At 69.3% G+C, this 26477-nt stretch carries 25 protein-coding genes; 21 read left to right on the forward strand and 4 right to left on the reverse strand.

The window, feature by feature from the left end; all coding sequences use genetic code 11:
- Positions 1 to 15: 15 nt before the first annotated feature.
- The 3 genes from katG to AC099J_RS01575 all read left to right on the forward strand — a co-directional run bounded on the left by katG (position 16) and on the right by AC099J_RS01575 (position 3749).
- Positions 16 to 2241, forward strand: a complete 2226-nt coding sequence (gene katG / locus AC099J_RS01565) for a catalase/peroxidase HPI (RefSeq protein ID WP_479613439.1) — start codon at positions 16 to 18, stop codon at positions 2239 to 2241.
- 106 nt (positions 2242 to 2347) lie between these two features.
- Positions 2348 to 3307 (forward strand): LysR family transcriptional regulator, encoded by a 960-nt coding sequence (locus AC099J_RS01570; protein WP_479613440.1) that lies wholly within the window; start codon positions 2348 to 2350, stop codon positions 3305 to 3307.
- Positions 3297 to 3749, forward strand: coding sequence for a DUF2214 family protein (locus AC099J_RS01575; RefSeq protein WP_479613441.1), 453 nt, complete (start codon positions 3297 to 3299; stop codon positions 3747 to 3749). The genes AC099J_RS01570 and AC099J_RS01575 overlap by 11 nt, the downstream gene beginning before the upstream one ends.
- A 49-nt stretch (positions 3750 to 3798) precedes the next feature.
- Here AC099J_RS01575 and AC099J_RS01580 read toward each other — a convergent pair whose 3' ends face one another.
- The gene (locus tag AC099J_RS01580; protein ID WP_479613442.1) at positions 3799 to 4239 is read right to left on the reverse strand and encodes a PsiF family protein; all 441 of its coding nucleotides are present in this window, start codon (positions 4237 to 4239) and stop codon (positions 3799 to 3801) included.
- 296 nt (positions 4240 to 4535) lie between these two features.
- On the opposite strand from AC099J_RS01580, the gene AC099J_RS01585 reads away from it, so the two are divergent.
- The 16 genes from AC099J_RS01585 to AC099J_RS01660 all read left to right on the forward strand — a co-directional run bounded on the left by AC099J_RS01585 (position 4536) and on the right by AC099J_RS01660 (position 21212).
- On the forward strand, positions 4536 to 5495 hold the full coding sequence (locus AC099J_RS01585; protein WP_479613443.1) for a Bug family tripartite tricarboxylate transporter substrate binding protein: 960 nt from the start codon (positions 4536 to 4538) through the stop codon (positions 5493 to 5495).
- A gap of 8 nt (positions 5496 to 5503) precedes the next feature.
- Positions 5504 to 6538: a zinc-dependent alcohol dehydrogenase gene (locus tag AC099J_RS01590; RefSeq protein ID WP_479613444.1), complete on the forward strand. Its 1035-nt coding sequence runs from the start codon at positions 5504 to 5506 to the stop codon at positions 6536 to 6538.
- Positions 6531 to 7136 carry a hypothetical protein gene (locus AC099J_RS01595; RefSeq protein ID WP_479613445.1) on the forward strand — a complete coding sequence of 202 codons (606 nt, stop codon included), beginning with the start codon at positions 6531 to 6533 and terminating at the stop codon, positions 7134 to 7136. Before AC099J_RS01590 ends, AC099J_RS01595 begins: the two co-directional genes overlap by 8 nt.
- A gap of 58 nt (positions 7137 to 7194) precedes the next feature.
- Positions 7195 to 8880, forward strand: a complete 1686-nt coding sequence (gene argS, locus AC099J_RS01600) for an arginine--tRNA ligase (protein WP_479613446.1) — start codon at positions 7195 to 7197, stop codon at positions 8878 to 8880.
- A gap of 2 nt (positions 8881 to 8882) precedes the next feature.
- Positions 8883 to 9599 carry an SPOR domain-containing protein gene (locus AC099J_RS01605; RefSeq protein WP_479613447.1) on the forward strand — a complete coding sequence of 239 codons (717 nt, stop codon included), beginning with the start codon at positions 8883 to 8885 and terminating at the stop codon, positions 9597 to 9599.
- Positions 9600 to 9647: 48 nt separating this feature from the next.
- On the forward strand, positions 9648 to 10301 hold the full coding sequence (locus AC099J_RS01610; protein WP_479613448.1) for a thiol:disulfide interchange protein DsbA/DsbL: 654 nt from the start codon (positions 9648 to 9650) through the stop codon (positions 10299 to 10301).
- A gap of 110 nt (positions 10302 to 10411) precedes the next feature.
- The gene (lptA, locus tag AC099J_RS01615; RefSeq protein WP_479613449.1) at positions 10412 to 11023 is read left to right on the forward strand and encodes a lipopolysaccharide transport periplasmic protein LptA; all 612 of its coding nucleotides are present in this window, start codon (positions 10412 to 10414) and stop codon (positions 11021 to 11023) included.
- A gap of 4 nt (positions 11024 to 11027) precedes the next feature.
- A complete protein-coding gene (lptB, locus tag AC099J_RS01620) occupies positions 11028 to 11798 on the forward strand; it encodes an LPS export ABC transporter ATP-binding protein (RefSeq protein WP_479613450.1) in 771 nt (256 codons plus the stop codon).
- Between the two features lie 91 nt (positions 11799 to 11889).
- Positions 11890 to 13470, forward strand: a complete 1581-nt coding sequence (locus tag AC099J_RS01625; RefSeq protein WP_479613451.1) for an RNA polymerase factor sigma-54 — start codon at positions 11890 to 11892, stop codon at positions 13468 to 13470.
- 7 nt (positions 13471 to 13477) lie between these two features.
- Positions 13478 to 14740, forward strand: a complete 1263-nt coding sequence (locus tag AC099J_RS01630) for a THUMP domain-containing class I SAM-dependent RNA methyltransferase (RefSeq protein WP_479613452.1) — start codon at positions 13478 to 13480, stop codon at positions 14738 to 14740.
- 11 nt (positions 14741 to 14751) lie between these two features.
- Entirely contained in the window at positions 14752 to 15195 is a 444-nt protein-coding gene (locus AC099J_RS01635; RefSeq protein WP_479613453.1) for a PIN domain-containing protein, read from the forward strand.
- A 157-nt stretch (positions 15196 to 15352) separates the two neighbouring features.
- Positions 15353 to 16207: a YecA/YgfB family protein gene (locus tag AC099J_RS01640; protein WP_479613454.1), complete on the forward strand. Its 855-nt coding sequence runs from the start codon at positions 15353 to 15355 to the stop codon at positions 16205 to 16207.
- Between the two features lie 48 nt (positions 16208 to 16255).
- Positions 16256 to 17653 (forward strand): class I SAM-dependent methyltransferase, encoded by a 1398-nt coding sequence (locus AC099J_RS01645; protein ID WP_479613455.1) that lies wholly within the window; start codon positions 16256 to 16258, stop codon positions 17651 to 17653.
- Positions 17650 to 19041, forward strand: coding sequence for a sensor histidine kinase (locus AC099J_RS01650; RefSeq protein ID WP_479613456.1), 1392 nt, complete (start codon positions 17650 to 17652; stop codon positions 19039 to 19041). Before AC099J_RS01645 ends, AC099J_RS01650 begins: the two co-directional genes overlap by 4 nt.
- 24 nt (positions 19042 to 19065) lie before the next feature.
- Complete coding sequence (locus tag AC099J_RS01655; protein ID WP_479613457.1) at positions 19066 to 20232, forward strand: sensor histidine kinase; 1167 nt, start codon at positions 19066 to 19068, stop codon at positions 20230 to 20232.
- Complete coding sequence (locus AC099J_RS01660) at positions 20229 to 21212, forward strand: response regulator (protein ID WP_479613458.1); 984 nt, start codon at positions 20229 to 20231, stop codon at positions 21210 to 21212. Before AC099J_RS01655 ends, AC099J_RS01660 begins: the two co-directional genes overlap by 4 nt.
- Positions 21213 to 21275: 63 nt before the next feature.
- On the opposite strand, the gene AC099J_RS01665 is transcribed toward AC099J_RS01660, so the two are convergent.
- Positions 21276 to 23405, reverse strand: a complete 2130-nt coding sequence (locus tag AC099J_RS01665; RefSeq protein ID WP_479613459.1) for an ATP-binding protein — start codon at positions 23403 to 23405, stop codon at positions 21276 to 21278.
- A 178-nt stretch (positions 23406 to 23583) separates the two neighbouring features.
- On the opposite strand from AC099J_RS01665, the gene AC099J_RS01670 reads away from it, so the two are divergent.
- Complete coding sequence (locus AC099J_RS01670) at positions 23584 to 23991, forward strand: hypothetical protein (RefSeq protein ID WP_479613460.1); 408 nt, start codon at positions 23584 to 23586, stop codon at positions 23989 to 23991.
- A 43-nt stretch (positions 23992 to 24034) separates the two neighbouring features.
- Here AC099J_RS01670 and AC099J_RS01675 read toward each other — a convergent pair whose 3' ends face one another.
- Positions 24035 to 24928, reverse strand: a complete 894-nt coding sequence (locus AC099J_RS01675; RefSeq protein WP_479613461.1) for a ketopantoate reductase family protein — start codon at positions 24926 to 24928, stop codon at positions 24035 to 24037.
- A gap of 35 nt (positions 24929 to 24963) precedes the next feature.
- Positions 24964 to 25785 carry an isocitrate lyase/PEP mutase family protein gene (locus AC099J_RS01680; RefSeq protein ID WP_479613462.1) on the reverse strand — a complete coding sequence of 274 codons (822 nt, stop codon included), beginning with the start codon at positions 25783 to 25785 and terminating at the stop codon, positions 24964 to 24966.
- 95 nt (positions 25786 to 25880) lie between these two features.
- On the opposite strand from AC099J_RS01680, the gene AC099J_RS01685 reads away from it, so the two are divergent.
- Positions 25881 to 26465, forward strand: a complete 585-nt coding sequence (locus AC099J_RS01685; protein ID WP_479613463.1) for a histidine phosphatase family protein — start codon at positions 25881 to 25883, stop codon at positions 26463 to 26465.
- Positions 26466 to 26477: the final 12 nt, after the last annotated feature.

Genomic DNA, 26477 nt, shown 5'->3' on the forward strand with positions numbered 1-26477 from the left:
GGGGGAGCTACAGACATGTTTGTTCGACAATCGACGTGGGCCGCGACTCTTGCGCTCACATTTGCAGCGGTCGTTGCACCTGGCCTGGCGCAGGCACAGGGCAACACGGCGTCCAACCAGTTCTGGTGGCCGCAAAAGCTGGACCTCTCGCCCTTGCGTCTGCATGGCGCCGCGTCCAACCCGATGGGTGAGCGCTTCAACTACGCCGAGGCCTTCAAAAAGGTCGACCTCAAGGCGCTGAAGAAGGACATCGGCGCCGTGATGACCACATCGCAAGACTGGTGGCCGGCCGACTATGGCCACTACGGCCCGTTCTTCATCCGCATGGCCTGGCACAGCGCAGGCACTTACCGCACCTGGGACGGGCGCGGTGGTGCGGGCGGTGGCCAGCAGCGCTTCGAGCCGCTCAATAGCTGGCCCGACAACGCGAGCCTGGACAAGGCGCGGCGCCTGCTGTGGCCTGTCAAGCAGAAGTACGGCCGCAGCGTGTCCTGGGCTGACCTGATGGTTCTCACCGGCAATGTCGCGCTCGAATCCATGGGCTTTCGGACGTTCGGTTTCGCCGGCGGGCGCGAGGACGATTGGGAAGCCGACACGGTCTACTGGGGGCCTGAAGCCAAGTTCATGGACAGCAAGCGCTACACGGGCGACCGGATGCTCGACAACCCGCTGGCTGCGGTGCAGATGGGGTTGATCTACGTGAACCCGGAGGGCCCCAACGCCAACCACGACCCGGCTGCTGCAGCGCGCGACATCCGCGAGACCTTTGGTCGCATGGCCATGAACGACGAGGAAACCGTCGCGCTGATCGCGGGTGGCCACACCTTTGGCAAGGCGCACGGTGCGCACGACCCGTCCAAATGCCTGGGCCCTGAACCGGCCGCCGCGCCCGTGGAAGCCCAGGGCATGGGCTGGGCCAACAAGTGCGGCACCGGCAAGGGCGCCGACGCGATCACCAGCGGCCTGGAAGGCGCGTGGACCGCCAAGCCGACGCAGTGGACCACGCAGTACCTGTCCAACCTGTATGCGTTCGACTGGGTGCAGACGAAGAGCCCGGCCGGGGCCGTGCAGTGGGTTCCCAAGAACGCCGATCAGGTCCTCACCGTACCGGACGCGCACGACGCCGCCAAGCGCCACGCGCCGATCATGTTCACGACCGACCTGGCGTTGAAGGTCGACCCGAGCTATCAGAAGATCACGCAGCGCTTCCTGGCCGATCCGGCCGAGTTCGAACGCGCGTTCGCCAAGGCATGGTTCAAGCTGACGCACCGCGACCTCGGCCCGCGTGGCCGTTACCTGGGCGCCGAAGTCCCGAAAGAGCCGCTGATCTGGCAAGACCCGATTCCCGCTGTCGACCACAAGCTGGTCGATGCCCGGGACGTCGCCGCGCTCAAGTCCAGGATCCTGGCATCGGGGGTGTCGGTACCCGCGCTCGTGCGCACCGCCTGGGCGTCTGCGGCCACCTTTCGCGGCACCGACATGCGCGGTGGTGCGGACGGCGCGCGCATCCGGCTGACGCCGCAAAAGGATTGGGCGGCCAACAGCCCGGCCGAACTGGCCCGCGTGCTCGACGCTCTGGAGCGCATCCGCAGCGACTTCAACGCGGCGCAGAAGGGCGGCAAGAAGGTGTCGCTGGCAGACCTGATCGTGCTGGGCGGCGTAGCTGGCGTCGAACAGGCGGCCAGCAGGGCCGGGCACACGGTGAGGGTGCCCTTCACGCCGGGCCGCATGGACGCATCGCCCGAGCAGACCGATGCGGCGGCATTCACCGTGCTGGAGCCTGGGGCCGATGGCTTTCGCAACCACTTCGGCGCCGCGCAGCGCCTCTCGCCGGCGGAAATGCTGGTCGAACGCGCCAACCTGCTGACGCTGACCGTGCCGGAAATGACCGTGCTGGTGGGGGGGATGCGCACGCTCAACGCCAACGTGAATGGTCTGGCGCACGGTGTGTTCACCCAGCGTCCCGGCACCCTGAGCAACGACTTTTTCGTGCACCTGCTCGACATGTCCACCGTGTGGGCCAAGTCCGACCAGGCCGAAGGTCTGTACGAGGGCCGTGACCGTGCCAGCCGCAAGGTCAAGTGGACGGCAACGCCGGTCGACCTGATCTTTGGTTCGAACTCGGAGCTGCGTGCCGTCTCCGAGGTCTACGCGGCGTCCGATGCGAACGGCAAGTTCGTGCAGGACTTTGTTGCCGCGTGGACGAAGGTCATGAACCTGGGCCGTGTCGGCTTGCGATGACACCACCCGCCCGGGGCTGCATGCAGCGCCTGCCGCCGCAACGCCGCAGACGCTGACGTTCTGTGACGGGGGGCTTGCGTGCGGCGCGTCCGCATAATCGCCCGCCATGGACAGACTGAAGCAGCTGGAATCCTTCGTCTCGGTGGCCGCGCGCGGCAGCCTGACGGCGGCGGCCAAGGCCGAGGGCGTGGCGCCGGCCATCATGGGCCGGCGGCTGGATGCGCTGGAGGAGCGGCTGGGTGTGCGCCTGTTGGTGCGCACCACGCGCCGCATCTCGCTGACGCACGAGGGCAGCGCCTTTCTGGAGGATTGCCAGCGCCTGCTGGCCGATCTGGCCAACGCCGAGGCCAGCGTCAGCGCCGGCGGCGTCAAGGCCAGCGGGCATCTGCGCCTCACGGCGCCGGCCGGGTTTGGCAGGCGCCACGTGGCGCCGCTGGTGCCGCGCTTTCGCGAGCTGCACCGGGAGGTCAGCATCTCGCTCAACCTGTCGGACCGCGTCGTCGACCTGGCCGCCGAGGGCTTCGACTGCGCCGTGCGCGTGGGCGACATGCCCGATTCCTCGCTGGTCAGCGTGCGCCTGGCCGACAACCGGCGCCAGTGTGTCGCCACGCCGGCCTTCCTGAAACGTCACGGCACGCCACAACGGCCGGCCGACCTGGCGCATTTCGACTGCCTGAGCCTGTCGTCCGACGCTTCGCAGACGCGGGGCTGGGCCTTTCGCGTGCCCGCTGTCGGCGGAGGGCGCGAGCTGATCCACCTGAAGCCCGGCGGCCCGCTGGACTGCTCGGACGGCCAGGTGCTGCACGACTGGTGCCTGGCGGGCTGGGGCATCGCCTGGCGCAGCACCTGGGAGGTCGAGGCCGACGTCGCCGCCGGCCGGCTGGTGGTGCTGCTGGAAGAGTTTGCCGCCGCACCCAGCGGCATCTACGCCGTGTTTCCGCAGCGCAAGCACCTGCCTCTGCGCGTGCGGCTGTGGATCGACCATCTGAAACTCCACTACGGCCAGAGCTCGTACTGGAGCGGCCAGCCCGTTCCCCCTTCCAAGGAGTCACGACATGCTGCTTGAAACCCTGCTGGCCTACGTCCATTGGCTGGCCATCTTCACGATGGTGACCTTCCTCGCCAGCGAGGCCGCGCTGTGCCGCGTCGAGTGGATGAACGCGCGCATCGTTGAGCGGCTGGCACGGGTCGACCTGCTCTACGGCATTGCCGCCGTCGTGGTGCTGGTGACGGGGCTGGTGCGCACCTACTGGGGTTCCAAAGGCGTGGGCTGGTATTGGAGCAACCCGCTGCTGCACACCAAGCTTGCGCTGTTCGTGGTCATCGGGCTGGTGTCGATCAAGCCGACGCTCACCTACCTGCGCTGGCGCAAGGCCCTGCGCGCCACCGGCGCGCTGCCGACCGACGACGAAGTGCGCCGCACGCGTAAGACGGTCATGGTGCAGGCACACGTCATTCCGCTGGTGGCGCTGCTGGCGGTGTTCCTGGCGCGCGGTTTCGGCAAGTAGAAACGCCGACGGCCCCTTACGGGGCCGTCGAGGCGGGGACGGGCTGGCTTCAGGCCTTGTTGCACTCCGACAGGTACTTGTTGCGCTCATCGCCCTTCAGACCCTTGGCTGCGGCTTCCTTGCTGCAGGTGCCGAGCTTGGAGACCGGCTTGTCGCCGGGGGCCGCCGCTGCCGTCTCGCCCTTGTTGCAGCTGGACAGGTACTGATTGCGCTCGTCGCCCTTGAGGCCCTTGGCTGCCGCCTCCTTGCTGCACGCGCCGAGCTTGGAGCCGCTCTTGGCGGCCTTCTCCGCCGGTGCGGCTGCGGCGGTCGTGCCCTTGTTGCAGGCGGAAAGATACTGATTGCGCTCATCGCCCTTGAGGCCCTTGGCCGCGGCTTCCTTGCTGCAGGCGCCCAGCTTGGAGCCGGGCTTGGCGTCCTCGGCGGCGTGGGCCGTGCCCACGGACAGGGCGAACGCGGCGGCCAGGATCAGGGAGGCGATGTTGAACATGTTGTGTCCTTCTGGAGAGTGGGGGGGGAAAGTGCTTGCTACAGTGCGCAGCTCGACTCTAACGCCAGGCAATGGCTACGGATGACGGCTTTTGAGGGCGTTTGTCACACGTTGCGTCAGCCGTTCGAGGATGGTCTGCGCGGATTCCTCCAGCCGCTGGCGCCGGTGGCGCAGTTCATGCCAGCGTCTTCATCTGTCATGGGTTTGGCAACCGGTGTTTGAACGATAGCCCGGCTGGCACAGAATGCGCCGCACAGCGACGCACCCCCGCGCCGTTCCACCCTGGAGACACGACCATGAAGACCCTTCTCGCATTCGCACTTGGCTGCACTCTCAGTCTGGCGGCCTCGGCGCAGGCCTGGCCCACCAAACCCCTCAAGCTGGTGGTGCCCGCACCGGCCGGCAGCTCGCTCGATTTCATCGCCCGCACCCTGGGCGACAAGCTGCGCGACCGCTGGCAACAACCCGTCGTCGTCGACAACAAGCCCGGTGCCGGCGGCATGCTGGGCATGGGTCTGGTGGCCAAGGCGCCGGCTGATGGGCTGACGCTGGGCGTCGGTTTCAACGGGCCCATCGCGTTCGGCCCGTTCATGTACAAGAAGATGAGCTACGACCCGGCGCGCGACTTGATCCCCATCGTGCTGACCTCGTCCCAGCCGAACGTGTTGGCCGTGCCGACCGCCAACCCGGCGAAGACCCTGCCCGAGTACGTGGCCTGGGCCAAGCAGCAGGGCGGCAAGGTCAGCTACGCCTCGGTGGGCGCGGGTAGCTCCTCGCACCTGACGATGGAGCTGTTTCGCAGCACCGCAGGCTTCGAGGCCACGCACGTTCCGTTCGCCGGCTCGCCGCCGGCCGGGCTGTCGGTGGCCTCGGGCGAGACGCATGGCTTGTTCGCGGTGGCGCCAGCGCTACTGCCCTTGATCCAGAGCGGCCGCATCCGCCTGCTGGCCACCACCAGCTTGAAGCGCGTGGAGGGCGTGGCCGATGTGCCGACCGTGGCCGAGCAGGGCTACCCGGGCTTCGAGGCGCTGGCCTGGAACGGCCTGTTCGCGCCCACCGGCACGCCGCCCGAGGTGGTGGCCCGCATCAATGCCGATGTCAACGCCGTCATGCAGGAAGCCGGCGTGCGCGAGGCCTTCGCCAAGCAGGGTCTGGTCATCGGCAGCGGCACGCCGGACGCCTTCAAAAGCTTCATCGCCGAGGAAGGCACGAAATGGGGCGCGATCATCCAGAAGGTCGGCATCACCGTCGATTGATCCGCAGCATGCAAGCCCTGCAGAAAACCCGCGCCGCGGCGGGTCTGGAACTGGTCGACGTGCCGAGGCCCGTTGTGCCGGCCGACTCCGACGACGTGCTGGTGCAGGTGCGTGCCACCGGCATCTGCGGCAGCGATCTGCATGTGGACGACTGGACGCCCAGCTACGCATTCATCGCCCCCAGCATCCCGGTCACGATCGGCCATGAATTCGTCGGCGTGGCCAAGACCGGCCCGCTGGCCGGCCAGCGCGTGGTGGTGCGGCCGTCGGTCACCTGCGGCGTGTGCCCCGCCTGTGCCGATGGCCGGCATGACGCGTGCGAGCGCCGCCGTGGCATCGGCATGACGCGTGATGGCGCCTTCGCCGCTTGGGTGCGTGTGCCGCAGCGCAACTGCGTGCCGGTGCCCGACGCACTCAGCGACGAACTGGCCGCGTTGACCGAGCCGCTGACGATCTCCATGCAGGCGCTGCGCATCGCGGGCGACGTGGCTGGGCTGCGCGTGCTGGTCATGGGGCCTGGCACCATCGGCCAGGGCATCGCGGCGCTGGCGCGGCGTGCCGGGGCGGCCCAAGTGGTGGTCAGCGGGTTTGACGACGCGGCGCGCTTCGATGCGCTGCGCGCCATGGGTTTCAACGCGCTGGTGGATGTGAAAACGCAGTCGCTGGCCGAGGGCACGCACCCCTTCACGGGTGGCGCGCCGTTCGACATCGTGTTCGAAGCCACCGGTGTGCCAGAGACCATCGCCGAGGCGCTGGCGCTGCTGCGCCGCAACGGCATCGTCGTCGTCACCGGCATCCATGCGCGGCCGTTGGCGCTGGACCTGACGCCGCTGGTGCGCAACCAGCAGCAGCTGCGCGGCTCGTTCCGCCCGCCCGAGTCCGACTGGCCGCTGGCGCTCGCCCTGCTGGCCGAGATGGACACCGTGCTGCGTCCGATGGTCAGCCATGTGCTGCCGCTGTCGCAGGCGAGGGAAGGCTTTGCGTTGGCACACGGCAAGCATGCCAGCAAGGTGCTGCTGCGCCCGCAGGCGGGCGATGCCTGAGCGCGCTGCCGCCACGGCCTTGCTCGCGCTGTGGAACGGCGTCACGCCGGAACTGGAAGCCGACTACAACGCCTGGCATGCCCAGGAACACGTGCCCGAGCGACTCACCGTTCCCGGCATCCTGTGGGCGCGGCGTTTCGGCGCGACCTGGCCGCAGACCGGCCCCCGCTATCTGACGTTGTACGGCCTGCGCGACGCCCAGGTGCTGCAGGAAGATGCCTACCAGCGCCTGCTGCGCGAGCCCACGCCCATGAGCGCGCGGATGCGCCCGCACCTGTGCCACTTGTCGCGCTGGGTCTGTGTCCTGCAGGCGCCGCAGGCCGCACCGGATGGCGAGGGCCTGCGGGTGCAGACCTTCGACGCGGACCCGGCGGTGCCGATGGCTGCCATGGCTGTGACGGCTGCGATCGCAACGCAGGGCCCGCACGCGTTGGCCGCGCAACGCCTGCCCGACGCCGCGCCGCTGCCCTGGCTGCAGAGCGGGCAGGAACACGCGGTGCATGGCGAATGGCTGCTGGCCACGCCGCTGGCGCACCGGCCCAGCGCCGGTGAGCCGGGTGCCCTGGTCTACGCCGCGCTGCCCATCGGCCCTGGCTGACACGCGCATGGGGCCGACCTCGGCAAACCCCTGGCAGGGTGCCACCTAAAATCCACCGATGTTTTCCGTCAAACAAGAATTGCTGTCTGCATTGGGTGCAGCGCTCGAACAGGTGTCGCCGGGCGCCGGCGCCCGCGCCGCCTTCGAGACACCCAAGGTGGCAGCCCATGGCGACTACGCCTGCACCGCGGCCATGCAGCTGGCCAAACCGCTCAAGCTCAACCCGCGCCAACTCGGCGAGCAGCTGCGCACCGCCTTGCTGGCGCAGCCGGCCGTGGCTCTGTGGGTCGACTCGATCGACATCGCCGGCCCCGGCTTCCTGAACCTGAAGCTCAAGGGTGCAGCCAAGCAGCAGGTGGTGCGTGAGGTGCTGCAGCGTGGTGAGCGCTTCGGCGTGCAGCCCGGCAACGGCCGCAAGCTGCTGGTCGAGTTCGTCTCGGCCAACCCTACCGGCCCGCTCCATGTGGGCCACGGCCGCCAGGCGGCGCTGGGCGATGCCATCTGCAACCTGTTCCAGTCGCAGGGCTGGGACGTATTCCGCGAGTTCTATTACAACGACGCGGGCGTGCAGATCGCCACGCTGGCCAGCTCCACGCAACTGCGGGCCCGGGGCTTCAAGCCCGGCGACGCCGAGTGGCCGAGCGGCGAGAACGCGCCGGCCTACAACGGTGAGTACATCGCCGACATCGCCAGGGATTTCCTGGCCGGCAAGGCCGTCAAGGCCGACGACCGCGAGGTCACGGCCAGCGGCAACATCGACGACCTGGATTCGATCCGCGAGTTCGCCGTGGCCTACCTGCGCCGCGAGCAGGACCTGGACTTGAAGGCCTTCCAGGTGCGGTTCGACAACTTCTATCTGGAGTCCAGCCTCTACACCAGCGGCAAGGTCGAGGGTGCGGTCGCCCGCATGCAGGCCTCCGGCAAGACCTACGAGCTGGACGGCGCGCTGTGGCTCAAGTCGACCGACTACGGCGACGACAAGGACCGCGTCATGCGCAAGGCAGCTGGCGGCTACACCTACTTCGTGCCCGATGTGGCCTACCACATCGCCAAGTGGGAGCGCGGCTTCACCAAGGTCGTCAACATCCAGGGCACGGACCACCACGGCACCATCGCCCGCGTGCGCGCCGGCCTGCAGGCGGCCGATGTCGGCATTCCCGAGGGCTACCCCGACTACGTGCTGCACACCATGGTGCGCGTGATGCGCGGCGGGGTCGAGGTCAAGATCTCCAAGCGCGCCGGCAGCTACGTGACGCTGCGCGACCTGATCGAGTGGACCAGCACGGACGCGGTGCGCTTCTTCCTGCTCAGCCGCAAGCCCGACACCGAATACACCTTCGACGTCGACCTGGCCATCGCCAAGAGCAACGACAACCCGGTCTACTACGTGCAGTACGCCCATGCGCGCATCTGCTCGGTGCTGACGGCCTGGGGCGGCGACCGCGCCAACCTTGCGGCCGTAGACCTGGCACCGCTGCAAAGCCCGCAGGCCCAGGCGCTGATGCTGCTATTGGCGCGCTATCCGGACATGCTGGCCAGCGCCGCCACTGAATTCGCCCCGCACGACGTCACCTTTTACCTGCGCGAACTCTCGGCCAGCTACCACAGCTATTACGATGCCGAGCGCATCCTGGTCGACGACGAGGCCGTCAAGGCCGCCCGTCTGGCCCTGGTCGCCGCGACCGCGCAAGTCCTGCGCAACGGCCTGGCCCTGTTGGGGGTCAGCGCCCCCGAGAAAATGTAGAGATGAAGCAATCGGAACAACGCAAGCGGCCCGCCAAGGCCAGTGGCGCCAGCCTGGCCCAGGCCCCGCGCCGCCAGGCGGGCGGCACCCTCGTCGGGTTCATCGTCGGCGTGGTGGTCGGCCTGGTGGCGGCGCTGGCCGTGGCCGTGTATGTGACCAAGGTGCCGATCCCGTTCATGAGCGGCAAGACCCAGAGCCGCAACGCCGACCATGACGCCGCAGAGAGCCGCAAGAACCAGAACTGGGACCCGAACGCCCCGCTGCACGGCAAGAACCCCGCGCGCCCGACGGCCCCACCCCCGGCGCCGGCCTTCGTCGCGCCCGGGCTGCCGCCTCCCGTCGACCCGTCGGCGTCGAGCGAGCCGGCTGCCCGCCCTGGCACGGCCACCCGCCCGTCGCCTTCGTCCGACCCGCTGGGCGACCTGGCCCGTGCGCGCAGCGCCAACCCGGCACCGGCCGCGGTTGCAGCGCCTGCGGCCGATCCGTTCGAATATTTCATTCAGGCCGGCGCATTTCGCACCCCGGAGGATGCCGAAACCCAGCGCGCCCGCCTGGCGATGATGGGCTTGGAGGCCCGCGTGACCGAGCGCGAGCAGGCCGGCCGCACCGTCTACCGCGTGCGCATGGGCCCCTACAAGAACCGCGACGACGCCGAGCGGACCAAGGAGCGCCTGAGCGACTCTGGCGCCGACACGGCGCTGGTGCGCGTGCAGCGCTGAAACTTTTTGTCGTCGGCCCCTGTCACAAGCGGCCAAGGAGTGAAATCAATGAAACGTCGTGAGTTTTCCAAGGCCGGTCTGGCCGTGTCCACACTGGGCATGGCGACGGTGCCGCTGGCCCAGGCCCAAGGCCGGGCGCCGCAGGCCGGTACCGACTATCTGGTGCTGGACAAGCCCGCCGGTGTCGAGGCTCCAGCCGGCAAGCTGGAGGTGGTCGAGTTCTTCTGGTATGCCTGCCCGCACTGCAACACATTCGAGCCGCGGCTGGAAGAGTGGGTCAAGCGTCTGCCCAAGGACGTGGCGTTCCGACGTTCGCCGGTGGCCTTCCGTAACGATTTCGTGCCTCTGCAGAAGCTTTATTACACGTTGGAGGCGCTGAACCTGGTGGAAACCCTGCATCGCAAGGCCTTCTACGCCATCCACATCGAGAAGCAGCAGCTCAACCGGGACGAAACCGTGCTGGCCTGGCTGGTCAAGCAGGGCGTCGACAAGGTCAAGGCCGAGGAGACCTACGCCTCGTTCGCCGTCAGCACCAAGGTGCGCAAGGCCACGCAGCTGCAGGACGCCTACAAGCTGGCCGGCGTGCCAGCCATGGGCATCCACGGGCGCTACTACACCGACGGCACGCTGGCGCAGTCCATGGACCGCGCCCTGGTCATCACCGACCAGCTGCTGGCCGAGCAGCGCAAGGCCAAAACCTGACCATCCGCTGCGCGGTTTGCGTAGAAACGACAAGGCCCGCTCGTGCGGGCCTTGTCGTTTTTGCGGCCCAAAGTGGCCGCTACAATGCGCCAGCAAGTTTCGTGCCTCATATGCAAAACCCATACGCTCTCTTTCTCGTCTGTGCGGTCCTCGGCCTGGCCACCGGCTTGGCGCAGGCCGAGCGGGCGGACCGCGACAAGCCCATGAACATCGAAGCCGACGCCATGCGCTATGACGACCTGAAGCAGACCAACGTGTTCACCGGCAACGTGCTGATGACCAAGGGCACCATCGTCACGCGGGGCGCCCGGGTCGAAGTGCGCAAGGACGCGCAGGGCTACCAGTTCGGCGTGGTCACGGCCGAGGCAGGCAAGCGCGCCTTCTTTCGCCAGAAGCGCGAAGGCGTCAACGAATTCATCGAGGGCGAGGGCGAGGTCATCGAATACGACGGCCGGGCCGACAAGGTCACCTTCATCCGCCGCGCCGTGCTGCGCCGCTATGTCGGCACGCAGTTGAACGACGAGGTCACCGGCGCGGTGATCGTCTATGACAACGTGTCCGAGGTCTTCACCGTCGATGCCGGCAAGCCCGGCAGCCCGGGTGGCTCTGGCCGTGTGCGTGCGGTGCTGACACCCCAGCCGTCGGCCAGCGCGCCGGCCGCGCCCGTGGCGCCGACCCAGCCGCTGCGCCCCAGCATCCGGCTGGACGGTGGGACCAAATAGCGTGGTGGAGCCAGACAGCAATTTCACCAGCTCCGGCAGCCGGCTGGTCGTGCGCCACCTGGAGAAGTCCTACGGCAGCCGCAAGGTCGTCAAGGACGTCTCGCTGACCGTCAACGAAGGCGAGGTCGTCGGCCTGCTGGGCCCCAACGGGGCCGGCAAGACCACGTCGTTCTACATGATCGTCGGCCTGGTGCGGGCCGATGGCGGCGCCATCTCCATCGACGGCCAGTCGATCGAGCACATGCCCATCCACCGCCGCTCGCGCCTGGGGTTGAGCTATTTGCCGCAGGAGGCGTCCATCTTCCGCAAGCTTACGGTCGAAGAGAATGTGCGGGCCGTGCTGGAGCTGCAGGAGACGCCCGAGGGCAAGGGCTTTGGCCGCCACGAGATCGAAAAGCGCCTGACCGCGCTGCTGCAGGACCTGCGCGTCGAGCACCTGCGTGAGTCCTCGGCGCTGTCGCTCTCCGGCGGCGAGCGCCGGCGCGTGGAAATCGCCCGCGCCCTGGCCACGCAGCCGCGCTTCATCCTGCTCGATGAGCCGTTCGCCGGCATCGACCCGATCGCCGTGATCGAGATCCAGCGCATCGTCAGCTTCCTGAAATCGCGTGGCATCGGCGTGCTGATCACCGACCACAACGTGCGCGAGACGCTGGGCATCTGCGACCACGCCTACATCATCAGCGATGGCTCCGTGCTGGCCAAGGGCACGCCGTCCGAGATCGTCAACAACGCCGAGGTGCGACGCGTGTACCTGGGCGAGCACTTCCGAATGTGAATATGGCCCCCACGCTTGTCACTTCGTGTACTGCGCTGCCCCCCGAGGGGACGCTCGCGCCTTCGGGCGGCCGTGCGGCGCTCGGCACTTCATGAAACAAGGCCTCTCCCTCCGCGTCTCGCAGCACCTGGCGCTGACGCCCCAATTGCAGCAGTCCATCCGGCTGCTGCAGTTGTCCACGTTGGAGCTGGCGCAGGAAGTCGAGCAGATGCTGGACGAGAACCCCTTCCTCGAAAACTCGATGGAGGAGGCACCGCGCGAGGATTTCGGGCTGGCCCAGTCCGATGCGCCGGTGCGCGAGGAAGACCGCGACGCCGAGGCCATCGGGCCGAGCGGCCAGGATTACGCCAGCGAGACCACCGCGGACAACCGCAACGAGTCCGAGTCGCCGCTGACCGGCCAGGACGACGCCCCCGACTGGGAGGGCGACGGCACGCACGATGTCGCGCCGGACGATGGCGAGTGGGGTGGCGACGCCCAGCCGCGCAAGAACAACCTGGGCGACGAGGGCGAGACCGACGCCACCGAACTGGCGCGCAGCCAGGAATCGCTGACCAGCTTCCTGCACCGCCAGGCGCTGGCGCTGCGCATGTCCGAGACCGACACCGCCGCGCTGCGCTTCCTGATCGAGTCGCTGAACGAAGACGGCTACCTGGAAGACACGCTGGACGAGCTGGCGCGTGGCTTTTCCGAAGGCGACCCCGAGGCGCAGGAAGAGCTGGTGCACCGCTTCACCGTGGCGCTGCGGCTGCTGCAGAGCCTGGAGCCGGCCGGCGTCGGCGCACGCGACCTGGGCGAATGCCTGACGCTGCAGATCAAGGCCCTGCCCGAGTCCCAGGTCTCGGCGCCGCTGCGACGTACCGCATTGCGCATGTGCCGCCAGTCCATGGATCTGCTGGCACGGCGCGACCTGAAGCGCCTGGCCCATCTGTGCGGCGACAACGAAGCCGGCATCAAGGCCGCGCTCACCTTGATCACGCGGCTGGAGCCCAAGCCCGGCCGCAAGTTCGTCGACGTGGAACGCAACATCGTGGTGCCCGACGTGATCGTGGTCAAGATCGGCCGGGGCACGCAGGCGCGCTTTCGGGCTCAGCTCAACGCCGAAGTCATGCCGCGCCTGCGCGTGCACGACATCTACGCCAACGCGCTGAAGCAGCACAAGGGCGGCGGGCGCGAGGCCTCCAACACCGCCGCGCTGCAGCAGCGCCTGCAGGAGGCGCGCTGGTTCATCAAGAACATCCAGCAGCGCTTCGACACCATCCTGCGCGTCTCCAACGCCATCGTCGAGCGGCAGAAGAACTTCTTCACCCACGGCGCGTTGGCGATGCGCCCGCTGGTGCTGCGCGAGATTGCCGACGAGCTGGGCCTGCACGAATCGACCATCAGCCGCGTGACCACCGCCAAGTACATGTCCACGCCGTTCGGCACCTTCGAGCTGAAGTATTTCTTCGGCTCCTCGCTGGGCACGGAGACCGGGGGCAACGCCTCCAGCACGGCGGTGCGCGCGCTGATCCGGCAGTTCGTCGACGCCGAAGACAACCGCAAGCCGCTGTCGGACAGCCAGATCTCCGAGATGCTCAAGGAGCAAGGCATCGAATGCGCCCGCCGTACCGTCGCCAAGTACCGCGAGGCACTGCGCATCGCCCCCACCAATCTGCGCAAAGCCCTGTGAGGTTCCGGTGAGCGACTTTTCCCTGTTCCTGCCCTGCGCCGCCGGCGTCGAGGAGTACCTTGCGCAAGAGGTGCATGCGCTGACCGGCCGTGCCGGCCAGGATTTGCTGACGCTGCGCGGCGGCGTGCGCGTGCGCGCCGGCTGGCGCGAGGCCATGCAGCTGAACCTGCACAGCCGTCTGGCCCAGCGCGTGCTGATCGAGCTGGCCCACGCGCCCTACCGCACCGAGCACGACCTGTACGCCATCGCCAGCGAAGTGGCGTGGGAGATCTGGTTCACGCCCAAACAGACGTTCAAGATCGAGACCACCGCCCAGCACAGCCCGCTGACCAGCCTGAACTTCGCCACGCTGCGGCTGAAGGACGCGATCGCCGACCGCTTTCGTGCTAAGGCCGGCGGCGTGCGCCCCAGCATCGAGACGCAGTGGCCCGACTGCCGGGTGTTCGCGCACCTCACGACCGACACCTGCACGCTGTACATCGACACCAGCGGCGAGGCGCTGTTCAAGCGCGGCTGGCGCCAGGACAAGGGCGACGCGCCGCTGAAGGAAACGCTGGCCGCCGCCATGCTGGCTGCCAGCGGCTGGTGGAACCCGGAGACCGGCGAGGTGTCCGCGCAGCCGCTGTACGACCCGTGCTGCGGCAGCGGCACCATCGCCATCGAGGCGGCGCAGATTGCGCGCGGCATCCCGGCCGGTGCGCTGCGGCGCTTCGGTTTCGAAAAGCTGCTGCCGTTCCAGCCCCACGTCTGGGCGGCCCTGCGCGCGCAATCCACGCCGGCGCCGCCTGCGGCCGGCGACGTCCTGCCCGTGGTCGCCTATGGCAGCGATGTGGCCCACCGCATGGTCGACTTCGCGCAGCGCAATGCCGAACGTGCCGGCGTGGCCGATGCCATCGAGCTGCGCGGCGGCGATGCCCTGCAGCGCATGCCGCCGGCTGCCAGCGGCGTGATCCTGCTGAACCCGCCGTACGGCGAGCGCATCGAGGTTGGTGGCGTGGCCCGCGCTGGCGCCCGCGAACAGGCCGAGACCGATGACGGCGGCGCCTTCTTCCCGCAATTGGCCACGCACTGGAAGAAGCACTACGCCGGCTGGACGGCCTGGGTGCTCACGCCCGACCTGCAACTGCCCAAGCGCATGCGGCTGAAGGAATCGCGCCGCGTGCCGATGTGGAACGGCCCTATCGAGTGCCGGCTGTTCCGCTTCGACATGGTGGCCGGCTCGGCCCGCCCGCGCGCGGCCGCTGCCGGCCCCGCACCCGAGCCGACCTGACGGACGCCCGGATGCAGGCCGCCACCGCGCCCCGCGCCGTGGTGCTGGACACCAACGTCGCGCTCGACCTGCTGGTCTTTGGCGACCCGTCCACGCAGGCGCTGCGCGAGGCGCTGGCCAGTGGCGCGCTGCACTGGCTGGGTCTGCCCGGCATGCGCGATGAACTGGCCCGCGTGCTGGGCTACCCGCGCGTTGCCGACTGGATGCGCGCACGCGCGCTGGAGCCGGCCACTGTGCTGGCCGTGTACGACGCCGCTTGTCGCCAGTGCGCCCCGGTGGCCGGCGCGCCTGTGCGCTGCGCCGACCCGGACGACCAGCCCTTCATCGACCTTGCGCTGGCCCACGGCGCCGTGCTCCTCAGCAAGGACCACGCGGTACTGGCCACACGCCGCGCGCTGGCCACGCTCGGTGTCGCAGTGTCACAACGCTTTGTTACCAATCGCATTGGCTGCTGAGGTCGCTAGCAGCGCATTCGTCTGCCGGCGCTGGCACACTGTCGCCAACTTTTGATACAAAAGTCGCGCGGTGCGGTCTATGCCGTGCCCCTGCAGCCGATCCGACATGGCGTCGGGCTGGTTCGTCTTTGCAACGCCCCAAAGGCACGGTTTCCAGATGTCTCAGCCGATTCCCTCTTCTGCCGCCTCCAACCCGGTCGCGGCGACCACCACCGCCATGCAACCCGAGGACTTCGATCAGCTCGATGATCTGCTGGATGGTCTGCGTGACCGCAGCGCCCAGGTGCCGCAATGGGAGTTCTGCGAAGGCTTCATGGCCGCGCTGATCTGCAGCCGCAGCCCGATCCTGCCGGCACAGTACTGGCCCGTGCTGCTCGATTCGGACGAGAGCCTGGCCACGCTGTTCGGCGACGCCGCGCGCCTGCAGCAGTTCGAGCAGCTCTGGCTGCGGCGCTGGCGCGAAATCTCCGCCGGCCTGGACGCCGAGGTCGACACCCTGGACGACGAGCGTGCCTACTGCCCGCAGGTGCTGGACGTGCGCGGTGCCATCGCTGCCATGCCCGAGGACGAGCGCGCGGCCGCGTTGGGCGAAGCCGACGAGGACGGCACCGAGCCCGTGCTGCCAGCGTTCGCGCAGATCTGGGCGCTGGGCTTCATGTTGGCCGTGGAGTCCTGGCCCGACGAGTGGATCGTCTCCTCGCGCGACAAGGAAGCCGCCCGCTGGCTGGAAGAAGCCCTCGGCACACTGGCCAAACTGTGCGAGGACGACGCTGGCCCGGCCGAGGTCTCGGCCTTCGAGACCGACGACGGCGAGGACGGCCCGCCCAGCATGTCGGCCGCGCGTCTGGAAGACTTCGGCGAAGCCGTCTGGGCCGTCTACGACCTGCGCCAGATCGGCAAATCGCTCGGCCCGCGCGTGGCGCAGGTGCGCCGCGACAGCGCTCCGGGCCGCAACGACATCTGCCCCTGCGGCAGCGGAAAAAAGTACAAGAAGTGCCACGGCGCCGGCTGACGCCTGCGCTGTCGGCTCCCCCTTCCCGAGTCCGCCGAGGTTCGCACCGTGCTGTCCCCCCGTTCCATCGATGCTGTCATCACTTTTCGCAACAGCCAGGGTGAGGTGGTCCGTGGCCTGCTGACCAACTACCAACGGCGCTCGCTGGTGATGGAGATCTACAACCCCTACTCCATCGTGCAGGTCAGCGAGGTGCTGAGCGAGTTGACCGTGCGTTCGGGCGAGCGGGCGGTCTACCGCGGCAAGGCCGTCGTCGTGAGCCTGCTGAACACCGGGTTGATGGCGGTCGTGTCGGTCACGCTGACGGACGAATGGGACGAGCTGTCCGTCATCGGCCACGGCCCGGCCTCGTACGCGCTGCAGGCCCAGGCCTTCGTGGAGGACTGGGACGCGCGCTTCAGCATCGACCAGGACTACCAGGTGGCCGTGAGCGAACTGCGGGCCTACCTGTCCGACGTGTCGCGCTGGATCGACCAGGCCGACATGGCCGCCACCTTGCCCAAGGACGTCGACGGGCGGCTGCGCAAGGACGTGTTCTTCGAGATTGCGGAGCCGCTGATGCGGCGCGCGCGTGTGTACTTCGATCGGCTGGAGCATGTGTCGCGCCTGGTGCCCGAGTTGCTGCAGGCCACGCACCGCACGTTTGCGCAAACGGCGATCCACCCGCTGATCCTGCGTGCGCCGTTCGTCTACCGCACCTTCGCCAAGCCGTTGGGTTACGCCGGGGACTACCAGATGGTCAACCAGATGCTGGAGGACCCGCGCGATGGCGCCAGCACCTACTTCCAGATCATCAACGCGCTGTTTCTCAACGCCGCCGTGGCGCGCGCGCACCGCAACCGCATCGACATCCTTGTCGACACGCTGGCGCAGTTGCCAGCGGATCGCCCAGCCGACGCGCCGCCCGTGCGCGTGCTGAACGTCGGCTGCGGCCCCGCCGTGGAGATCCAGCGCCTGATCGCCGAACACCCGACGCCCGAACGCCTGGCCTTCACGCTGGTGGACTTCAGTGAGGAAACGCTGCGCTACACCCGCCAGAAGATCGATCACGCCTGCGCCCAGCGTGGCGTGCAGGTCGACATCACGCTGGTCCAGGAGTCCGTGCACAACCTGCTCAAGCGCGGTGCGGGCGATCGCGCCGGGATCGGCAGCGACTTCGACTTCGTCTACTGCGCCGGCCTGTTCGACTATTTGTCCGACAAGGTCTGCCACCGCCTGCTGCAGTATTTCTCTGCGCGCACCCGGCGCGGCGGCGGCCTGCTGGTGACCAATGTGCACCGCGCCAACCCCGAGCGGGGCGTGATGGAACACCTGTTGGAGTGGCACCTGATCTACCGCGACGAAGACAGCATGCGCCGGCTGGCACCAGACGGCAATCGCGTCGAGCGCATCTGGACCGATGTCACCGGCGTCAACGTGTTCATGCAACTGCACAACACGGGATGACGCCCGTGAACCCGCAAGTCCATCTGGACTACGAGCGTCAATTGGCCGCCTTCCGCCTGAAGTACAGCCGTGCCGGCTGTGCGGTGGGCTGCGTGCTGGTGGCCGGTGGTGTGGCGCTGGACCTGGCTTTCTATCCGGATCAGGCCAGGCAGCTGTGGCTGGCGCGGGCCGGCGCGACAGTGCTGATGCTGCTGGCGCTGGGGCTGCTGTTCACGCCGTTCGCGCCACGCAACGTGCGCGCGTTGACGCTGCTGTGGCTGGTGCTGCCGCAGCTCATGATCAGCGGGATGATCTACGCCACACAGGGCGCCGGCTCGCCCTACGTGTTCGGGCTCAGCCTGGCGCTGTATGCGGCCGGCATCATCATCCCCATCGGCATGCTGCAGGCCATCGGCCTGGGCGCGTTCACGTGCGTGGCTTACGTCGTGGCCTGCGTGGCGCATGCGGGCGGTTGGGGGCCGCCCAGTCCGGAACTGGTCGGCAACACCTTGTTCCTGCTGTTTTCGTCCACCATCTCGGCTGGCTGCACCTACTTCAACGAAGGCGCCCGCATGCAGCTGTTCGCGTTGCAGCACGAGGTCTCGGTGAAAAACGCATCGCTGCAAAGCACCAACGATGCACTCGCACAGATCAAGGGCCACATGATGCAGCAGGAGAAAATGGCCGCGCTGGGCACGTTGTCCGCCGGCCTGCTGCACGAGGTCAACAACCCCGTCAACTACAGCATGATGGCGCTGAACATGGCGCTCATGGATTCCGTCGTGGCCACCAGCCCGGAGCTCAAGGAAAGCCTGACCGACGCCAAGGAAGGCATGCAGCGCGTGCAGAGCATCGTCACCGACTTGAAGACCTTCGCCTACCAGAAGCCCGGCGGCGAGAGCAACCGCATCTTCCTGTTCGAGAAGGCGCTGCGCTCGGCCTTGCGCCTGACCGGCTTTGAGCTCAAGGGCATCGAGGTGCAGACCACCTTGCCCATGGACACCCACGTGCTGGGCAACGAGCCGGCCATCATCGGCGTGCTGGTCAACCTGCTCGGCAACGCCGCCATGGCCCTGCACAAGGCCCAGCGCCAACAGCCCGACCTGGCGATGCGCATTGCCATCACCGCCACGCGCGAGACCAGCCGCCTGCTGGTGCGCGTGCGCGACAACGGCACCGGCATCGCGCCCGAGAACCTGACGCGGGTGTTCGAACCCTTCTTCACCACGCGCGATGTGGGGCAGGGCCTGGGCCTGGGCCTGGCGGTCAGCTACAGCATCGTGCAGCGGCACGGTGGCCTGCTGGCTTGCGACAGTGAAGAAGGTCTTTGGACCGAGATGCGCTTCGACCTGCAGCTGGCCACCGCCTCGGCCAGCGCGCCAGCACCGCTCGCGGCGGCGACCCCCTGAGAAAAAGAGACAAGGAGAGCGGCCATGCATCTACCCACGCCGGACCAGGAAGCCCACACCCTGTTGCTGGTCGACGACGACGCGCAATCGCGCAAGTGGTTCGTCCGCACGTTTGAGAACGAGTTCCGCATCGACGCCGTCTCCGGTGTCGACGAAGCGCTGCAGTTCCTGCGCCTGCACAACGCCAAGGTCGCGATCCTGGTCACCGACTACCGCATGCCGCAGCGCAGCGGCATCGAGTTGCTGCGCATCGTGAAACGTGAATACCGCCACCTGGTGCCCCTGCTCTACACCGCCTATGCCGACAAGGACATGGCCATCACCGCCGTCAACGAAGGTTCGGTGTTCCGCATCCTGGAAAAGCCATTGGACGAGCCGGCCGCCCGCCAGTGCCTGCGCGAGGCGCTGGCGCTGCAGCGGGCCCAGGCCCGCGAGCGCGCGCTGCACGAAAGCCGGGCCACGGCCATGCGCGAGACGCTGGGCTTCCTGGCGCACGAGCTCAACACGCCGCTGGGCACCGTGCGTGGCTACATGAGTGCGCTGCGCGACCGCTACCAGGCCCTGGAGTCGACCAACGGCCGCGCCGTGTTCCGCGAGCAGCGGTCAGGTGAGATCGTGGCCGCGCTGGACTCGGCCGAGCGCCGCGCGCTGTATTGCCAGTCCCTGGTCAGCACCTTCGTGCAGTCCGCGCGCGATGCCTACCCCGGCGCCCGCGCGCACAGCGTGGGCGCCGGCGCCCTCGTCAAGGCGCTGATGGATGAATACCCGTTCGATGGCGCAGAGTACGACTGGGTCAGCGTGCGCCTGATCCGGGACTTCTACCTGCCTGGGCGGCGTGACCTGCTCTATCTCGTGCTGTGCACGCTGACCAAGAACGCGCTGCAGGCGCTGCGCGGGCGCGCCGAGCCGTCGCTGCACATCGAACTCGGTCTGGGCGGGCTGCCCAACCTGCCGTCGCAGCCGTGGATCCGCTTCGTCGACAACGGGCCGGGCATCCCGCCGGAAATCCTGTCGCGGCTGACCCTGGAGCCGGTCACCACGCGGGCCTCCTCGGGTGGGCATGGCATGGGCCTGATGTTCTGCCGCCGCGTGATGCAGTCGATCGGCGGGGGCATCGAAATCAACTCCGAACCCGGAGAGGGCAGCACCGTGACCTTGAACTTTCAGGGCAGCGAGGAATCGAGAACATGAGCATGCAACCCCAGAAAATCCTGTACGTGGATGACGAGGCCATGGCGCTCAAGTACTTCGAGCGCCTGGTGAACCCGTTGGCCCCGGTGTTGACAGCGTCGTCCGTCGAGGCCGGCAAGGTCATGCTGCGCGAGCATGGCGACGAGATCGCCGTGCTGGTGTCCGACCAGCGCATGCCCGGTGCGCTGGGCAACGAGCTGCTGCGCTACGCCCGCGACCACCACCCGTCCATTGTGCGCATGCTGACCACCGCCTACTCCGAGCTGGGCGAGGCCATCGAGGCCATCAACTCCGGTGAGATCTACCGCTACATCACCAAGCCGTGGGACCTGGAAAGCCTGCGCGCCGACCTGAAGAACGCGCTCGAGCTGGCCAGCCTGCGCGCCGAGCGCGACACGCTGCTGCGCGAAAAGCTCATGGTGCGCCAGGGCCAGCTGCTGGCCACGCGCGCCACGCAGATCGCCATCGCCTGCGCCGGATTCGTGCGGCCCGACTACTCCGAGCGGCTGGACGGCTACCTGCGCGCCGCCACCGTGGCCGGGTGCCGCCCGCCTGCGATCGACTGGCGCAAGATGGACCACGCCGACCTGATGCAGGCCGAGACCGCGCGCAGCGTGGCCATCGGTAACGAGCTGGCGGCCTGGGGCCGCTGGTTCGCCGACCAGGGCAAGAGCCGCCCGCCGTTGGCCGTGCTGGACGAAGCCTTTGCTGGCGCGGCCGAGATCCACGAAGGCCGGTTGCTGGTGCGCGACCGCACGGCCCTGGTCTGGCCGCTGGAGGCCCCCACGGCCGAGCCCGTCAGCGCCGCCGGCACCGCCTGGCTGGCCTGGCTGCTGTGGGCCGACACGGGCGCCACGCTGCAGCCGCAGGCCGACGGCCGCTGGCTCGTCGTGCCCGGCCCGCTGCCGGCGGCGGGCAGCCTGGCGGCGGACTGGATGGCGGCGGCGATCGAAGACATCGAACAAGCCGGCACAGACTAGGACCCGGACCGTTCTGGCCGGGCGCAGGCCTCGTGCCGCAGCAGGCGGGCGATCCGCCGGCCGCTATCCGGCCACGTCCTCGCTGCGCACGCGCGCCAGTTCCATGCGCTCTACCACCTCGCGCGCCAGCAGCTTGAGTGCCTCCAGCCGCCGCGCATCGGCCCGGCGCGGCACGGTGTCGACCACGCAGATCGTGCCGATCGCGTGGCCCCAGGAGGTGACCAGCGGCGCGCCGGCGTAAAAGCGGATGCGCGGGGCCTGCAGCACCATGGGGTTGTGCGCGAAGCGCTCGTCCCGCGTGGCGTCGTGCACCACCATGACCTGGTCTGGCCGCTCGATCGCATGCGCGCAGAAGGCCACCTCGCGTGGCGTCTCGGTGGCGTCCACGCCGATCCTGGACTTGAACCACTGGCGCTCGGCATCGATCAGCGAGATCAGGGCAATGGGCGCGTCGAACAGCGTGGCCGCGATGCGTGTCAGCGCGTCGAACTGGTCGTGCGGCGGCGTGTCCAGAATCTGCAGCGCATCCAGGTCGGCCAGGCGCGCCTGCTCGGCGGTGGCGGCGTCACCGGCGGCGGGTGTCCGCGGCGCGGCCAGGGCGCGCCGGCTGGCCGCCTCGCCACCGGCGATGACGCCGTCCAGCGCATGCGCCAGCGCATCCAGCGTGTAGGGCTTGGGCAGCAGCGCAAAGCCATGGTCGCCGTCATCGGCCAGCACACTGCTGTAGCCGCTGCACAGCAACACCGGCATGTGCGGGTGGCGCCGGCGGATCTCGCGCGCCATCGTCAGGCCGTCCATGTGGGCCATCATCACGTCGGTGAACACGGCGCGAAAGCGCGCTGCATCCTGCGCCAGCAGGGCCAGGGCTTCTTCGGCGCTGGCGGCCATGGACACCTCGTAGCCCAGCTCCATCAGCGTGGCTTCGGCCGCAGCGGCGACCTCGGGGTGGTCCTCCACCACCAGCAGCCGGCCCCGGGCCACGGCGCCGGCTGCTGCGCCGGGCGCGTGCGCGTGTGCGTGTGCGTCTTCCTCCTGGGCTTCACGGTGCGCCGCCGGCAGGTACAGCGTGAAGGTGGACCCCTGGCCGGGCACGCTGTGTGCGCGCACGTCGCCGCCGGACTGGTGGGCAAAACCGAACACCTGCGACAGGCCCAGGCCCGTGCCTTTGCCGACCGCCTTGGTCGTGTAGAAGGGTTCGAACACGCGGTCGATGCGCTCGGGGTCGACGCCGCTGCCGGTGTCCGTCACCGCCACGGCCACGAAATCGCCCGCCACGGCCGGGTGCCCGCGCAGTGCGGGAATGCCGCGCACCCGGCGTGTGTCGATCACCAGATGGCCGGGCCCGTCCACCGCGTCGCGCGCGTTCGCGGCCATGTTCACCACAGCCGTGTCGAACTGGCCGGGGTCGGCGTCGACCCAGCAGGCCGGGCCGTCGCTGGTCAGCGACAGCGCGATGCGCGCACCTACCAGCGTCTGCACCATCTCGCCCATCGCAGCGATGTTGCGGCTGGCGTCGAACACCACGGGCTGCAGCGCCTGGCGCCGTGCGAAGGCCAGCAGCTGGCCGGTGAGCCGCGAGGCGCGCGCCACGGCGTCGGCGATCGAGCCCATGAAGCGCTGGCGCCGGTCCTCGGCCAACTGGGGCCGCTGCAGCAGCTGGATCGAGGTGCTGATGATGGTCAGCAGGTTGTTGAAATCGTGCGCGATGCCGCCGGTCAGCTGCCCGACAGCCTCCAGCTTCTGGCTTTGGCGCAGCTGCTCTTCGGCCTCGCGCAGCGAGGCTGCGTGCTCGCCGGAACCGGTGACGTCGCGCCCGGAGGCAAACAGCATGCCGTCGCCCCAGTTGGCGCTCCAGGAGATGGTGCGCCAGCCGCCGTCCTGGTGGCGCCAACGGGCCTCGAAGGTCGGCGGCACCCGGCCAGCCAGTAGCGCCTCCATGCTGGCGCGCGTGCGTTCACGGTCGTGCGGGTGCACGAGGTCGAACAGCGGCTGGCCGATCAGCTCGCTCTCGGTGCGGCCCAGCACGCGTTCCCAGGCCGGGTTCACGGCGGTGATCTCACCGCTGTCGGTGGCGGTGAGCAGCAGGTCGCGCGAGAGCTGCCACAGGGGATGCGGGGCGGCGCTGGCCACCGGTTCGGCTTCGTCCGGCTGGAGATGTTGGTCGTTGTTGTGGCACAGCATGGTCATGGTCATCACCTGCGCACCACAGCGTGGGCGCGCGGTGCCGTTGCATTGTGATCCCAGATGCGAGGGGCGGCCGCCCGGCATCCGCAAAACGGCCGATGACGCAGCGCAGCATCGCGCGCAACATGGCGGGCTTGTACGGCGGGCGCGCCGCCGGCACTGGTCAACACCCCCCACAGGAGAAGCCATGGCCCCCTGGTTCTGGTGCTGGGCACCGCACTACCACTTCCCCTTCAGCGGCAGCGTCGCGCAGGACATCGAGCCGAACACGACCTGGTTCGCCGACCTGATCCACCCCGGCGCCGGCAATGCGCGCGTGGAGCGCCAGGCGTTCGACAAGGCGTCCTACGGCACGCAGCTGGAGTGGATCACCGAGATGCTGCTGGACGCCGCGCGCGAGCACCCGCCCGCCTCGCTCAAGGCCCAGCAGGCGCGCGACTGTCTGGCGAAGCTGAAAGCCGACATCGCCGACATCAAGGCCGCCGAGCACGAGGCCGCCGCCGAGCGACTGGCTGCGCACGTGCAGGCCCTGCGTGCGCGCGGCGGGCCGGCCTATGCGGCGTTCGTCGCGCGTGTGGGGCCGCTGGCGGGCTGAAAAGGGGCGCTGAGGTCGGCGCGCTGCGCTTGCCCAAGCCCCGTCAGGCGCCCCTGCGCTCCAGCAGCCGCACCAGCGTCGTCAGCGCCGCGTTCACCGGCGTGGCGATGCCCAGCGCCTGGCCGCGCTGCACGATCAACCCGTTCAGGTGCGCGATCTCGGTGGGCCGGCCGCGCGCCAGGTCCTGTGCGGTGGAGGACGACTGCGTCGGCATGGTCTCCGCGATGCGGCGCACGGCGGCACGCACATCGCCCTCGACGACCACCCGCTCGGCCGCCGCCACCGCCAGGCATTCGTCGAGCACCTGGTCGATCAGCTGCGGCACGCCCTCACCGCGCGCCAGCGCGCCATAGGGCAGCCGCGTGATGGCCGACAGCGCGTTCCACGCGCAGTTCAGCACCAGCTTGGCCCACAGCGCGCCCTGCACGTTGTCCGAGCTGGTCACCGGCACGCCGGCCGCCGCGAAATCGGCCACCAGCGCCGGCCCGATGGAGCAGGGCGCGATCACCAGCTCGCCGCGGCCGTGGTGGCGCACGTGGCCGGGGCCGGCCATCTCGGACGCCACATACACCACCGCGGCCGCCACCTCCTGCGGCACCACCGCGCGCAGCCGCTCGGCGTTGTCCACGCCGTTCTGCAGACACAGCAGCACTGCGTGCGGCGCCAGGTGCGGCGCCAGCGCCTGGCCGGCGGCGGCGGTGTCGGGCGACTTCACGCAGAACAGCACCAGATCGGCGCCGAGCACGGCCGCAGGCTCGGTGCTCGCTTGCATCGGCACTTGCACATCCAGCCCCTGCATCTGCAGCCGCAGGCCGTGCTGCTGCACCGCCTGCACATGCTGCGGCCGCCCGATCAGCACCACGTCATGCCCGGCGCGCGCCAGCATCGCGCCGTAGTAGCAGCCCACGGCGCCTGCGCCCATCACGGCAACCCGCATCGCATTTCTCCTTGGTGTCGGTGGATGGGAGCGCTTCAGCGTTCGAACAGCGCGTTCAGATCGCCGCCCGCCGCTGCGCCCTCGAACCCGTCGAAGCGGCCCTCGTGCGCCAGCACGGTCGCCGCCCGCATGAAGCCGCCCCAGGCCGCACGCGCCAGCGCACCGCCCACGCTGACGCGGCGTACGCCGAACGCGGCGATGTCGGCCATGGTCAGGTCGCTGGTGCTGCCGACCAGCAGGTTCACCGGCTTGGGCGCCACGGCCGCCACCACCGCGCTGATCTGCGCGCGCGTGCGGATGCCGGGCGCGTACAGGCAGTCGGCACCCGCTGCGGCGTAGGCGCGCAGCCGGGCGATGGTGTCGTCCAGGTCCGGCCGGCCCACGATGAAGTTCTCGGCCCGGCCCACCAGCAGCGTGCCACCACCGGCCGCGTCGATGGCCGCGCGCGCGGCGGCCAGGCGCTCCACCGCTTCGGCCACGGGGTACTGGGGCCGCCCGGCGTCGCCCGTGCCGTCCTCGATCGACAGGCCGGCCACGCCGGTGGCCACGGCCAGCCGCACGCTCTCGGCCACGTCAAAGGGCGTATCTCCGTAGCCGTCCTCGAAGTCGGCGTTCACCGGCAGCTCGGTGGCGGCCACGATCTCGCGCAGGTGCGCCAGCACGGCGTCGCGCGGCATGGCGCCGTCGGCGTGGGCCTGCGACCAGGCGTGGCCCGAGCTGGTGGTCGCCAGCGCCTGGAAGCCCAGGCTGGCCAGGTAGCGCGCGCTGCCGGCGTCCCAGGGGTTCGGGATCACGAAGCAGCCTTGCTGGTGCAGCGCGCGAAACGCGGCACGCCGCGTTTCAACGGGTGGGGTCATGGGGGATCTCCAATCGGGTCGGGCGCCGTGCTGGCAGGCGCAGTATGGTCGCCGATCACGGCCCCCGCCGGGGGCAGCGGATCGAAAGGATAGGGATGCGCCACCGCAACCGTCGACGCTGGCTCGCACTGGCCCTGGTCACCCTGGGCGCTGCCGCTGCCACCGCAGCCTCTGCGCAGACGCCGGACACCAGCTGGGACGCGCTCGCCCCGGCCGGCATCGTGCTGTTCCGCCACGCCCAGGCGCCTGGCGTGGGCGACCCGCCGAACTTCAAGCTGGGCGATTGCGCGACCCAGCGCAACCTCAGCGCCGAGGGGCGCGACCAGGCCCGCGCGCTCGGCGAGCGCTTCCGTGCGCGCGGCGTGCAGGTGGGGGCCGTGCGCAGCTCGCAGTGGTGCCGCACACGCGAGACGGCCGAGCTGGCCTTCCCCGGCCAGGTGCGCGACGCGCCGGCCTTCAACTCGTTTTTCGGCCAGTCGGGCAGCGCCCCGGCCCAGACCGCTGCCGCACTGGCAGAGCTGGCCGCCTGGCGCGGCCCCGGCGTGCTGGTGGTCGTGACGCACCAGGTGAACATCACCGCGCTGACGGGGGTGTACCCGGCGTCGGGCGAGGGCGTGGTGGTGCGGCGCAAAGCCGGTGGCGCTGCAGGGGTGGACGTGGTGGGGCGGATCGCGCCGTGAGGGCGCGCCGGG

The organism is Rhodoferax sp. RT4P68 (assembly GCF_056521305.1).